Origin of the sequence: Desulfoluna butyratoxydans, from assembly GCF_900699765.1 — a bacterium.
GTDB classification, from domain to species: Bacteria; Desulfobacterota; Desulfobacteria; order Desulfobacterales; family Desulfolunaceae; genus Desulfoluna; species Desulfoluna butyratoxydans.
On sequence record NZ_CAADHO010000003.1, the window covers coordinates 85702 to 97609 of the forward strand.

Sequence of the window (11908 nt, forward strand, 5' to 3'; positions counted from 1 at the left end):
TAACCGAGGGATCTTCATAGCACGGGCGTGGCGGGTATCCGCCCGAACTATTCCGGGATGTAGAGCACCGCGTAGATGCACGCCGGGGTCTCTGAAGCACAGCTTACGTAGTGGGGGACCACGGAGTTGTAGTAGATGCTGTCTCCGGCCTTGAGCAGATGGGTCTCCGTGCCGTAGATGACCTCCACCTCCCCTTGGGTGACCACGATGAACTCCTCCCCTTCGTGGGTGGAGAGCTTTTTGTCATGGGCAGATTCGGGCAGGATCTCGATGAAGAAGGGTTCCATGTGCCGGTCGGTTTTGCCCTGGCCCAGGGAGAAGAACCTGAGGGCAACGGGCTTGTCCTTGTCCGGGAGCATGTCGATCTCTCTTTTCTGGTCGCCTTTGCGCACAATAAGAGGATCTTCGCTTACCTGATCATCAAGAAGGGTGCCCAGGCGGACCCCTAAGACCCGTGAAATTTTGAGCAGGGGACCAAGGGAGGGGAAATACTCTTTCTCACGGCCGATCTGTTCCAGGAACTCCCGTTGAAGTCCCGTGCGCTCCACAAGATCCTCCAGGGTGATGCCCCGTTGTTTCATCAGGCCGGCAATACGGCTGCCGATCTTCTCGATTTTCATGCAACGACTCCTTCATGTTGTGTTGGTGGATGGCTTGCCATCAAGTATCACAAGGGGTGCCGGATTCCTTACAGGACGCAGGCACGTGGAGCGCCCCTCCTGCAGGATTGCTGACCGCCGGTCACCCTGGCGGGGGTTGAAAAGCATCGTGAGCCTGTCTCGTCGTGATCGGATGGGATGTCCACCGGTCGGGTGGGGGAAGAGGAAACAGCTTGAGAATGATCCCTTTCATGTTACAGGATCTCTTACCGAATTCATGCCTTGATTGTAAATGGATTTTTCGCGGAAAAACGTGTTTTTTTCGGTTTCTCCGCACGCGGGAAAGGCGGGTTTGCCCCCCGGGGCTCTCCGGGTGAGGGGCACGGTGAGGAGAGGCGGGCGGGATCAACGAATCACAACGGGCGTATTCCTCCTTTACGGGGAACACAATGGCTGATTACTTGGCCCAGAGGATGCGATGATTTGCCGTGTCGATGGTGTGGGGAAAGTGTTTGAGGAAATCCATGCCCAAAAGGCCTTCGTGCTGGGTGTGGCCTCCGTAATAGGGAATGACCGTGATGGTGGGGTTTTCCAGCTTCTTGGGACCCAGGGAGATGAAATCCGCCCTGGTGATACCTGTCTGGATGGTGTGGCCACCCGCCACCGAGGCCTGGCCCGTAGCCATGTTCCTCAGACCGATGCGGCGTGCCAGGGCCTTGTGGATCACCGTGGTGCTGGCCCCGGTGTCCAGGAGCAGGATGGCCGAGACCGTCCGGTTGTTGTTGCCGATGGTCACCCGGACCAGGATTTTGTTGTCGGCAAAGGTGAACCGGGTAGAGGGCGCATTGGCAACGGGGGCGGGCTTGCCCTTCCGCTCCCGCTCTTCCTTGGTCATCTCTTCCTCTTTGAGGTCGACCACGGGCTCTTCGGGCTTCTCGTCAAACTGGTCGTAGAAGACCTTTGATTTTTCCGCCTCCTCTTTGGGCACCTGGCTCAGGTCGTCGGTAAAGCAGATGACCCCGTCTTCGTTTCTGTACTGGTAGAATTCCGCATATCCGGTCCCGCTGGAGAGAACCCAGGCCGCGGCAAGAAGTCCTGCGATGATGTGTCTGAGATGCATGGTGCTGTCCTCTCGGCCTGTTGCTCGGGTTATCCCATGGCCTCGGGCAGGACCAGGGCAATATCTGGGAAGAATATCACAAGAAGGGCGGCCAGGGCCAGGGCCGCAAGCAGAGGAAGCACCCCCTTGAAGATCACGGAAAGGGGGATCTCGGGCACCACGCTGCGCACCACGTAGACGTTGATTCCCACAGGGGGGGTGATGACGCCGATCTGGGTGACCAGAACGATGACCACGCCGAACCACATGGGGTGAAACCCAAGCTCGGTGACCACCGGGTAGAAGATGGGAACGGTGAGCATGATCAGGGCCAGGGCGTCGATGAAGCACCCTCCCACCAGGTAGACCAGGACAATGAGGCCGATGACGGCATACGGGGGCAGGGCCATGTCCGCCACGGCCGTGGCGATCTCAAAGGGAATGCGGGTGACGGCCAGAAAATGGCCGAAGATGGTGGCCCCGGCCACGATGACAAGGATCATGCAGGAGATGCGGGTGGTCTCGGAGAGGGCGGCCGCAAAGCCTGAAACGTCGATGGTGCCCCGGGCCAGGGCAATGGCCAGGGTGCCGAAGGCGCCGATGCCCCCTGCTTCCGTGGGGGTGAAGATCCCGAAAAAGAGCCCGCCCATGACCAGGGCAAAAAGGAGCAGGGTCTCCACCAGGCCGCTCAACGACGCCAGGCGCTCTTTGGTGGTGCTCTTGGGCCCCCGTGGCGCCACCTCCGGGGTGATGAGGGCCCAGATGGCAACGGCCGCGGCAAAGAGCAGGGTGAGCAGGATCCCCGGAAGGATGCCTGCCATGAAGAGCCCCCCGATGGACTGCTCGGTCATGATGCCGTAGAGAATGAAGATGACGCTGGGGGGCACGAGGATCCCCAGACTCCCCCCTGCCGCCACCACCCCTGCGGCCATGGTGTCCTTATAGCCGTAACGCTTCATCTCCGGGATGGTTACCGAGGCCATGGTGGCGCAGGTGGCGTTGGTGGAGCCGCAGATGGCGGAAAATCCGGCGCAGGCGCCGATGGTGGCGATGGCCATGCCCCCGGGCAGATGGCCCATGAACCGGTAGGCTGCCTTGAAGAGCCGGGTGCTGATGCCCGCATGGAAAGCAATCTGGCCCATGAAGATAAACAGGGGAATCACGGTGAGGTTGTACGAGCCGAAGACGTCGATGGTGTCCCGCACCGCCAGGTTCAAGGCCGCGTCAAAGGAGACCAGGGCACCAAACCCCAGGATGCCGGTGAGGGCCATGACAAAGCCCACGGGCATGCCCGTAAAGAGAAGCACAAAGAGAAAGAGAAAACCGGCGGCCCCGGCGGTTGTTGGAGACATCATAAAGATACAGACCCTCAATAGCTCGGTTGAAAATGCCGAAAAGCCTCCGGCGGCGAGGTGTGCCACCTCGAAAGCAGGTTGCCATTGCGCTTCGCCCTTCGTTCCTCAGGGCAAATCGTAATGGCATTTTCTGCGGGCTCCGCCCGCAACCAAAGCTGGCGGCTTTACGGGACGGTTCATAATCTGTTTAGTCCGGGTGATATTAAGAAAATTCCAAAACCCTTCATCGTGTTTTTAGAAAAATGAAATGGGCCTCTCCTGCAAAAGCGGCGGCCACATGTCACACACCATGCGAATGCGTTGAAAACGGTTGCATGATGTCTGCTTTCATGCATTCGCCTCAGGGTTTCCAGGTGCCCCCACCTGGCCGCCGGAGGCTGGCTTTTCCTGCCCACTTTAACCATAGAAGGCTGGCTTTTTGACCATACAAGGCACGCTTTTCGCTACTTTAGCCGTGTGGCCAGTACGGCCACAAAGAGACCCATGCCTGCGGTGATGCCTGCCACCACGGGCCACACCGGGATTTTGAGGGTCATGGAGACCTCGGCGGCGTCTTTCAGCTCCAGGGCGTGGCTGCCCATGCGCAGGGTGAGGAGGCCGAAGAGGAGGATGAGCACCAGGGTGACGGTGCGGTCCAGCCATTTTGCAGGGGCCGGAGGAAGTTTTTCCGCCAGGAACGCCACGGCGATGTGGCCCCCTTTGAGGGTGGTGTCGGCCAGGGCAAAGGCCACCATGAGGGCGCTGAGGAACCCTACGGTTTCGTATGTCCCCGCGATGGGGCTGCGGAAGAAGCGCAGGACAACATCCAGGCAGGTGGCCGCCATCATGGCAAGGAGGCAGGCGGCGGCGAGCCAGGCCGAGAACGTGGCCCCCTTTGTGATGCCTGTGGTGAGCGGGCCCGGGCGGGTCATGAGTCCCTCGCCTGGAGTTGGAGGGCCATGATGCGTTTGAGGGTTTTCACCAGGGTGGTTCCGTCAAGGCCCTGTTCCGATGCCCGGGTGATGTAATCCGTTACCACCGGGCGGACCGCTTCTTTCCAGGCCGCGTTTTCCTCTTTGGAGAGCTCCACCGTGCGGTTGCCCCGGGCAAGGCTGGCTTCCATCCCCAAGGTATCCAGCTCATCCCAGGCTTTGCCGTGGACATCCACCCACCGGGCGCTGGTCTGCTCCAGGATGGTTTGCAGGTCGGCGGGTAGGGCGTTCCATTTTCGCTTGTTCATCACCACGTACATGGTGGTGGTGTAGCCCACGGTTTTGCAGAGGGTGGTGGAGGAGATCACCTCGGCCTGACGCCAGCCCTTGAGGACCTCCACCGGTCCGAAGGTGCCTTCCACCACGCCCTTTTGAAGGGCCTCGTAGGTGCTGCCCTGGGGCATGGCCACGGGCACGGCGCCCAGGGCTTTTACCACCTTGGCCGAGAGGCCGGTGGATCGGATCTTCAGGCCCTTGAGGTCGGCCAGGGAGGCCACGGGTTTTTTGGTGTGCAGCAGGCCCGGCCCATGGGCGTGGAGGTAGAGCACCTTGACCTTGTCCAGCTCTTTGGGGGCCATGGCCCGGTGGTAGGCATTGACCACCCGGGAGGCGGTGAGGCCGTCGGGATAGCCCATGGGCAGGTCACAGGCCTCCATGACCGGGAAGCGGCCACGGTTGTAGGCGAACACCGACATGCCGATGTCGGAGATGCCTCCTGTAACCCCGTCGTAGCAGTTTTTGGCGTTGGTGAGGGTACCCCCGGGAAAGACGGTGATCTTGATGCGGCCGTTGCTCTGGTTTTCCACCTCTCTGGCCCAGGCTTCGGCGGCCTTGGCCTGGCCGTGGGAGGCGGGAAAGAAGACGCTGTAGGTCAGCTTCCAGGTCTTGGCTGCGGCAGGGGTGGAAAAAAGGGCCAGGGCAAGGGCCCCGGCAAGAAGAAGGCAGGAACAGCGAAGGACATGTCGGGTCATGGTGCACTCCTCAAAAATCCTGGTGTGATGTCACGTCGAAGGCCAGGGCGCTGGCTCGGCCTGAAAACATGGTGTCTCGCCTTGTTGTGGAACGGTGATGCGTCATTAAAAAACCGTGACTGGCGGTCATTTGTCAAGGGAATTATGGCTATGGTGGGGAATCCATGATGTTTTTTGCGTGCGGGTTCCCTGGAAAGGGGCTGGGCGTGTGTTGATGGGTTGAGGCCGCCACAGGGCGCGGGCTTTTAACCCGGATAGTTCATGGGAAAACAGCCGGATGGAAGCAATGACGTGTTTTTATAGATCGTTACTGTGAAAAAACAGGTATTTTGAAAATAGAAAATGTCATTCACGGTTTTCTGCTCGATTTTCTCACCCTTCGGGCGAACCGGGTTAAGGGTGTCCGGAAGGAAAAAAGCCCTGCACGTGCCATGTTGGCCGTGCAGGGCTTTTAGACTTAGGAAAACAAACGGCTTTTCTTTACGCCGCCTTTCAGTCGTTGGGGGCGTCTGTCTTTTCCACGATGCCCTTGTGGGGCTTGACCATCTCTTTTTTCAGCATTTTCCGTATGGCCTGACGCATGTCCGGGTCCTGGGTGAGCTTGATCATGTCTTCGCTCATCTTCATGGCGTCGGCGTCGTCGTGGGGAAAATCGTAGAGCCCGTTGGCTTCGTAGTAGGCGTGATCGGCCTGGAAGACAAAGCGGTGGCGTCCCCACACGTCGTCTCGGAAGACCTTTCGCCCGCCGATGCCCACAAAGGTGGCCGGCCGGACATATCCGCGCTCGGCAAAGGCGGTGATGCGGCGGACCATGGTGTCGATGCGGGAGTCGATGAAGCCGCTTCTCTCCACCTCGTCGGTGACGGTGTCGGCAAGGTGGGCTCCCTGCCATTCGACGATGGCGTCCAGGGTCCCTTTCAGGGCCACCATCTGGGTGAGGGGGCCGGAGAGGAGCAGGCCCACCTGCTTGCCCTTCAATGCGGGGACATGGTTCTGGAAAAAGCTGCGGTCGAAGAACTGCTTCCAGGTGGATGAGAGCCATCGGTCCTTGATTTCACCGGCCAGGATGAGGATATCGGCCGGGGCCACCTTTTCCCGGGCAAAATCGATGAAGTCATCTTTGCCTTCGTAGATGCACGCGTGGTCGAACCCGCACTGGATACAGCCCAGGCAGTCCCCTTTGACGTTGAGTTCCGAGAGGGTGACCACCTCGATGTCCGCCTTGAACCCTTGGGTGCAGCGGTCCACCATGCGCCCCAAATTGGTGCCGTCGTAGTTTTCGTCCTGGATGAGCAGTACTTTCAGGGGCCCTGAGTCCACGGGCTCCGGGGCCGGGCCGCTTTCGTAGACATGCCAGCTGTAGGAGAGCGGGTAGGTGCGTTTTCCGAACATGGCCCCTGAGGTGACATCCTCGAAGGTCTGAGCAGCAAACTGAGCCAGGCGTATCTGGCCTTCTTCCTTGAGGAGATCGTAGGAATCTGCGGAGTAGGATCCGGTGAAGAGGGTGTCTAAGTCATCGTTGATGGCCCGCAGGTAGTCCACGGCGTAGTTATCAAAGAAGTTGATGGAGGTGGAGATGACCGCGGCGTATTTCCCTTTGAACAGAGGGGCTTTGCCGTCGGCGAACACCTTCTCGATGAAGCGCTTGTACTGGGCCGGTACCAGGCAGGTATAGACGGGTGTGGCCCAGATGATGAGATCTGCCTGTGTCACCGACGCCATGACGGCGTCAAAGGCATCTCCGTTTTCTTCCATGAGGGCGTTGATGGTCTGGCCGATGTGGAACACATCGTAGGTATGTTCCGGGAACAGTTTACTGATGTAGTTGACCGATTGCAGGGTAACGCTGTCCTTACCCTTCGGGCTCCCACTAAGGACGGTGATGTTCATCTTTGGACTCCTTGAAGTTGCAAAAGCAAATCTTTAGGGGTCGGAAAGTGCACCATGAAACTACTGAAATGTCTACTTCCCCCTTCTCCACTGAGTGAGTTTTAGCAGACGGTCAATTCGTGTGTAAAGCGGAAAGTTTCACTTGCCACTTTGGTGGTTGAAACTTGGTAAACAATGTTTTAATATCGGAACCATTCTTGCCGCAAGTCCCCGAGGCGCGCGGTAATTGCTTTCCTCAGTTTTAAACTCGAATTTGTTGTTTTTTATGTAACTGCTCAGACCCACTACGGTTCTTTGTTGAACCGCAGTTTTTTTTGGAAAAAAAAGGCACATGGGGGAGGAGCCTGCCACCACGGCGGCAGGGTCGTGTCGTCGGGTTTGGACAACCCGCGTCGGGATACACACGGTGACAAAATTCTACAATTCCAGGCCTGTGGGGGTGGAATTGCCAACCCATGCGAAGGATCGAGGATCAGGCACAATGGAGCAGATGATATCCGAAGACATTCCCCGTACGAATCGCGGGGTGCCTTATGTGAAAATGCGGGACCTCAAGTCGCTGACGGGGTTGCCCGGATCCACCATTCAGCACTATGCCAACCTGGGACTCCTGCCGGGGACGGTGAAGACCGAGACCAATGTGGCGTGGTACCCCCCGGACACCGTGGCGCGGATCCGGCTGATTCGCCTGCTGCAGAACCGGCACCGCCTCTCCCTGGCCCAGATCGGGGACCTGTTCCGCAAGAACGCCGCCGACGACGAGGTGGCGGTGATGGCCAGCCTCCACGAGGTGGTGTTCGGCCAGGAGGATCCCCAGGCCATTTCGCGGGAGGTCTTTATCCGCGACACCGGCCTCACCGCAGAGATCGTGGAACGGCTGGAGGCCCTGGGCCTTCTGCTGCCGGTGAGCGATGGAAAGTATGACCGGGAGGACGTGATGGTGGCGTCCCTGGCCCGAAAGGCCCTGGCCATGGGGGTGGACCTGGAGGACCTCACCTTTTATTCGGATCTGGTGGGCAAGATGGTGGCCCGGGAGATGAAGCTGCGACGGGGGGTGAGCCGGGGGCTAAGCGTGGAGCAGAACAGCGCCATGACCCTGGAGCTGACACGTATGGGGCGGGCGTTTCGTATCTACCTCTTTGACCGCACTTTTCAGAAGGTGATCCTGGATTCGGTGTCGGAGGAGGATCCGGAAACCCTGTGACGGGACAGTGCTCCCCGGCGGACAGGCCGGGGGCACTGCAGGGGCCTGTGTTTACAGGCCCAGAGGGGTGAGGCTTTCAAAGCCCTCTTCGGTGACCACGATGGTCTCTTCGAACTGTGCGGAGAGGGAGCCGTCACGGGTGACGGCTGTCCACTGGTCGTCGAGGATATAGAGCTCGGGGCCCCCTAAGTTGATCATGGGCTCGATGGTGAAGACCATGCCGGGCACCAGGGGGATGCCGTGGCCCTTGCGCCCGAAGTGGGGCACCTGGGGGCCTTCGTGGAACTCGTAGCCCACACCGTGTCCGATGAACTCCCGGACCACCGAGCAGCCCTGGTCCTCGGCGTAGCTCTGGATGGCGTGGCCGATGTCTCCGATGGTGTTGCCGGGGCGCACAACGGCAAGGGCCTGCTTCAGGCTCTCTTTGGCCACCTCGACGATTTTCACGGCGTCCTTGGACGGAGTGCCCACATAGTGGGTCTGGTTGGCGTCTGCGTAAAAGCCGTCCACAATGGAGGTGATGTCCACGTTGATGATGTCCCCGTCTTTGAGGACCCGGTCTCCGGGGATGCCGTGGCAGATGACATCGTTCAGGGAGAGGCAGACGCTCTTGGGGTAGCCCTTGTAGTTGAGGGGGGCGGGGATGCCGCCGTTCTTGACGGTGAACTCATGGACGGCCGTGTTGATCTCATCGGTGGTGATGCCCGGCTTGATCATCTCTTTGACCAGCTCGTGGGTCCTGACCACCAGGTCGCCTGCGACCCGTATCTTTTCAATGTCTTCCGGCTTTTTCAGGCGGATGTCGAACTTGTTCTTGTAATACGCTTCCACGTTGTCGGGATCGGGCTGGCCTTTTTTCAAGGCACAGCACTTCTTGTATTTTTTCCCGCTGCCGCAGGGGCAGAGTTCGTTTCGTCCGATTTTGATTCCTAATTTCTTTTTCATAAGGCCCAGTGTGAGTGGCAAGGTAAATGACATGGATAAACCCATGATGGCCTCAAAAACAAATGGGTGAGGCCGCGTTATATATACAACATGTCGCCAGCTGCCGAAGGTGCCGGGCAGGGGAAAAAAGCAATACAGCCACCCAGGTAAGGTGGTGGGGGACGACCGCTGTCCGGCCTCGGGAATGCCTCGGCGTTCAAAGGGCCCGCGCTGTATATTTGTCCGTTACTTTTTCATCCGTGCCCGCACGCCGTGTCGTCGGCTGGCGGTGACGTTTCCAACAACCGCATCAACCAGTGGTGTCGTTGCTCGAATGGATAAATATAGGGCAGGTTTAGGACAATGTAAAGGGGGGCACCGGAGTCCGGCTGGCTGGGCGGGGAGGAAAGGCGGCAGAATGTTCCTTCTTTGCTGATGAAATATCCGGGCTAAGGAGGCTTCAGGCCGTAAAACCCCGGGCGGGGAGGGGGGGATCGGGGTGACGGCCGGTGGGCTGTTCCATGGGCCGACGGGGATCTCGGCGGGTTGCACGTGCCCAGAGGCGCCGTGAGAGAAGGTCGACCTTTTCAGTGCGGCCCCGGGTGATCCAGTGGGCCAGCTCCGATGCCGTGTCGGGAAAGGGACAGGGGGCGGGCACGGGGGCATCCAGCCATGCTGCCACGGTGTGTGGGGCAAGGCGTTCCATGCGGGTCGCAAAACCCAGGAGTTCGAGGGCCCTGGCGTTGGAGAGCTGCTCCATCTGGCCGTCCACGGGTTTTACCAGGAGTTTTTTGCCCAGGTGGATCGCTTCGCTTGCAAGCTCAAACCCCGCGCTGCTGATCACCCCCTGGCAGGTGGCAAGGTCTTTTTGGAACCCTGTGCGGCTGAAGGGGCGCAGGTGCAGGTTTCCCCGGTCCCGGGGGGCGTTGATGTCGCAGTAGACCGTGTACCGGGCCCGTCCTGTCTGGGCAAGGACCTTTTCAACAACGCGGCGCTCCTCAAAGGGGAGGTAGACCAGGATTTTTCCCGGGGCCGGGGGCTCCGGGGAGCGCTCTGTGTCGATGATGGGGGGCAGGATGTTCGGGCCAAAGGGATGCCAGTGCAGGCCCACGGAGGTGGTGCAGGGAGCAAAGCATCTCATGACAAGGCGCTGCAGGGGCCGGGCCCCTTCCAGGGGGATGGGGGCCGTAAAGGCACTCTGGTGGGAGATGCCCAGGCACGGCAGGCCATGGAAGCGACAATGCCAGGCCGTGACCGGCTCAAAGTCGCTGATGATGCAGTCAAAGTCAGACAGGTCCAGGGCGCGGATATCCCGGAAAAAGGTGGGGAACGAAAGGTTCGCCGCTGTCTTCAGCGGGTCGATGCGCCCCTTTTTTGTGACAAAGGTAAGCCCCTTGCAAGTCTGGTAGTTGCCGAAGGCCTCCATGTCGAAGAGCTTTTCCGGTGGCCTGCCGGAGAAGAGCCAGGTAACGCGTGCCCCTGCCGCTTCAAGGGCACGCCCCAGGATACGGGCCCGGGTGATGTGGCCGTTTCCCGTGGCCTGGACACCGTAAAAGATTTTCACGGGGCCCCTCCCGGGATCAGGAGAAGGGCGGAGACGGTGCAGCTGATCCCCAGGGTGGTGCCGGCCAGGATGTCCGTGGGGTAGTGGACCCGCAGGATCACCCGTGACAGGGAGATGAGAAAGGCCAGGCCCAGGGCCGGGAGCAGGAAGGCGGGGTAGACGTGTCCCACCAGCGTGGCCGTGACAAAGGCGGCGGCGCTGTGGCCCGAGGGAAAGCTGAAGGTGTCCGACGGGGTGATGAAGGCTGACACCTGGCCCAGGGCGTGGTTGGGCCGGGGCCTTCGGATGGTGTGCTTCAGGAGCAGGTAGAGGGGCAGCTCAAGGGCAAAGGCCAGGAGCCCGGCCGCAAGAAAGTATGGCCCCCTGACAGGTTCGAAGAGCGCAAGGCCCAATCCCGCGGCAAGGTAGAGGTAGCCGTCCCCCAGTCGGGAGATCCAGCGAAACACCCCGGCGATGCGCCGTGCACGGGGCCTTTGGACAATCCAGAGGAAAAGTCTCACGTCACAGGTTGTGAACGTCTTCATGAGCGTGCTCATACGTGGCCTCCTTGATGATTGGTTGCATGTATTTTAAAGGCATCCCTGTTTTGTTTGTGTGTCCGGGACGTAAGGGTTCTGTTGCCTTGCATCGGAGAAAATGAAAAGCCACCGGGGCATGCCGTGGCTGCGGCCATCCGGCTCTGTGGCCCCTGGGGTAACACACGGAAGAGACGAGTGAAAAGGTTTGGACAAAGGGGGCGCCCAGGCGCATGATAAAGGGCAATACGGATTTTCAGGCTGAGATGATGACGGAGAACACGTGATGGCAGAGATGACAATTCGAGAAGCCCGTGTGCAGGATGCGGATACCCTTGCCGATATGATACGCCTATCCCACCGGGACGTTGCAGAGCGTTTTGACCTTACAAAGGAAAACTGCCCCAAGCATCCCTCTTTTTGTCTGGACTCGTGGGTTCAGGCTGACTTTCAACGGGGCGTGCGGTACTTTTTTCTGGATACGGACGGCTCCCCTTCAGGGTGCATGGCCCTGGAACGGGCGTCGGATCAGGAAATGTATGTGGAGAGGTTATCGGTTCTTCCCCACAGGAGGCGTTGCGGAGCAGGAATCCGCCTTGTTGCCCATGCCCTGGGGGAGGCGGCCAACCTGGGCGTCGACACCCTGGGAATCGGCATCATTTCAGAATTCTCCGAGCTGAAGGCCTGGTATCGGTCCCTTGGCTTTGAGACGGAGTCGGTGAAGCATTTTGACCACCTGCCGTTTGAGGTGTGTTTTATGAAACGCTGGGTACCGGTGACGGTGTAGCCGGGATATTTCACGAGCCATGCCCTTTG

General features: G+C 59.6%; 11 protein-coding genes. 2 read left to right on the forward strand and 9 right to left on the reverse strand.

Going from position 1 to position 11908, the window contains the following annotated elements; all coding sequences use genetic code 11:
* Positions 1 to 47 precede the first annotated feature (47 nt).
* The 6 genes from MSL71_RS09345 to MSL71_RS09370 all read right to left on the reverse strand — a co-directional run bounded on the left by MSL71_RS09345 (position 48) and on the right by MSL71_RS09370 (position 6885).
* On the reverse strand, positions 48 to 620 hold the full coding sequence (locus MSL71_RS09345; protein WP_180139290.1) for a helix-turn-helix domain-containing protein: 573 nt from the start codon (positions 618 to 620) through the stop codon (positions 48 to 50).
* Between the two features lie 436 nt (positions 621 to 1056).
* Positions 1057 to 1719 (reverse strand): retropepsin-like aspartic protease, encoded by a 663-nt coding sequence (locus MSL71_RS09350; protein WP_180139293.1) that lies wholly within the window; start codon positions 1717 to 1719, stop codon positions 1057 to 1059.
* A 29-nt stretch (positions 1720 to 1748) separates the two neighbouring features.
* Positions 1749 to 3050: a TRAP transporter large permease gene (locus MSL71_RS09355; RefSeq protein ID WP_180140641.1), complete on the reverse strand. Its 1302-nt coding sequence runs from the start codon at positions 3048 to 3050 to the stop codon at positions 1749 to 1751.
* A 446-nt stretch (positions 3051 to 3496) separates the two neighbouring features.
* A complete protein-coding gene (locus MSL71_RS09360) occupies positions 3497 to 3964 on the reverse strand; it encodes a TRAP transporter small permease (RefSeq protein WP_180139296.1) in 468 nt (155 codons plus the stop codon).
* The gene (locus MSL71_RS09365) at positions 3961 to 4995 is read right to left on the reverse strand and encodes a TRAP transporter substrate-binding protein (RefSeq protein ID WP_180139300.1); all 1035 of its coding nucleotides are present in this window, start codon (positions 4993 to 4995) and stop codon (positions 3961 to 3963) included. The genes MSL71_RS09360 and MSL71_RS09365 overlap by 4 nt, the downstream gene beginning before the upstream one ends.
* Before the next feature lie 492 nt (positions 4996 to 5487).
* Positions 5488 to 6885: an NAD(P)H-dependent oxidoreductase gene (locus MSL71_RS09370; protein WP_180139303.1), complete on the reverse strand. Its 1398-nt coding sequence runs from the start codon at positions 6883 to 6885 to the stop codon at positions 5488 to 5490.
* Between the two features lie 481 nt (positions 6886 to 7366).
* Here MSL71_RS09370 and MSL71_RS09375 point away from each other — a divergent pair, with 481 nt between their 5' ends.
* Positions 7367 to 8089, forward strand: coding sequence for a MerR family transcriptional regulator (locus tag MSL71_RS09375; RefSeq protein ID WP_180139307.1), 723 nt, complete (start codon positions 7367 to 7369; stop codon positions 8087 to 8089).
* A gap of 51 nt (positions 8090 to 8140) precedes the next feature.
* Here the strand turns inward: MSL71_RS09375 and map are convergent, their stop codons facing one another.
* The 3 genes from map to MSL71_RS09390 form a co-directional block, all read right to left on the reverse strand.
* On the reverse strand, positions 8141 to 9034 hold the full coding sequence (map, locus tag MSL71_RS09380) for a type I methionyl aminopeptidase (protein WP_180139310.1): 894 nt from the start codon (positions 9032 to 9034) through the stop codon (positions 8141 to 8143).
* 439 nt (positions 9035 to 9473) lie between these two features.
* A complete protein-coding gene (locus MSL71_RS09385; protein WP_180139313.1) occupies positions 9474 to 10577 on the reverse strand; it encodes an MJ1255/VC2487 family glycosyltransferase in 1104 nt (367 codons plus the stop codon).
* Positions 10574 to 11101: a phosphatase PAP2 family protein gene (locus MSL71_RS09390; protein ID WP_180139316.1), complete on the reverse strand. Its 528-nt coding sequence runs from the start codon at positions 11099 to 11101 to the stop codon at positions 10574 to 10576. Before MSL71_RS09390 ends, MSL71_RS09385 begins: the two co-directional genes overlap by 4 nt.
* A 277-nt stretch (positions 11102 to 11378) precedes the next feature.
* On the opposite strand from MSL71_RS09390, the gene MSL71_RS09395 reads away from it, so the two are divergent.
* A complete protein-coding gene (locus tag MSL71_RS09395) occupies positions 11379 to 11879 on the forward strand; it encodes a GNAT family N-acetyltransferase (RefSeq protein WP_180139319.1) in 501 nt (166 codons plus the stop codon).
* Positions 11880 to 11908 lie beyond the last annotated feature (29 nt).

Excerpts from the sequence above, each read along its gene's own strand:
- MSL71_RS09345 (WP_180139290.1), bottom strand. The coding sequence starts at position 620 with ATGAAAATCGAGAAGATCGGCAGCCGTATTGCCGGCCTGATGAAACAA.
- MSL71_RS09350 (WP_180139293.1), bottom strand. The coding sequence starts at position 1,719 with ATGCATCTCAGACACATCATCGCAGGACTTCTTGCCGCGGCCTGGGTT.
- MSL71_RS09355 (WP_180140641.1), bottom strand. The coding sequence starts at position 3,050 with ATGTCTCCAACAACCGCCGGGGCCGCCGGTTTTCTCTTTCTCTTTGTG.
- MSL71_RS09360 (WP_180139296.1), bottom strand. The coding sequence starts at position 3,964 with ATGACCCGCCCGGGCCCGCTCACCACAGGCATCACAAAGGGGGCCACG.
- MSL71_RS09365 (WP_180139300.1), bottom strand. The coding sequence starts at position 4,995 with ATGACCCGACATGTCCTTCGCTGTTCCTGCCTTCTTCTTGCCGGGGCC.
- MSL71_RS09370 (WP_180139303.1), bottom strand. The coding sequence starts at position 6,885 with ATGAACATCACCGTCCTTAGTGGGAGCCCGAAGGGTAAGGACAGCGTT.
- MSL71_RS09375 (WP_180139307.1), top strand. The coding sequence starts at position 7,367 with ATGGAGCAGATGATATCCGAAGACATTCCCCGTACGAATCGCGGGGTG.
- map (WP_180139310.1), bottom strand. The coding sequence starts at position 9,034 with ATGAAAAAGAAATTAGGAATCAAAATCGGACGAAACGAACTCTGCCCC.
- MSL71_RS09390 (WP_180139316.1), bottom strand. The coding sequence starts at position 11,101 with ATGAAGACGTTCACAACCTGTGACGTGAGACTTTTCCTCTGGATTGTC.
- MSL71_RS09395 (WP_180139319.1), top strand. The coding sequence starts at position 11,379 with ATGGCAGAGATGACAATTCGAGAAGCCCGTGTGCAGGATGCGGATACC.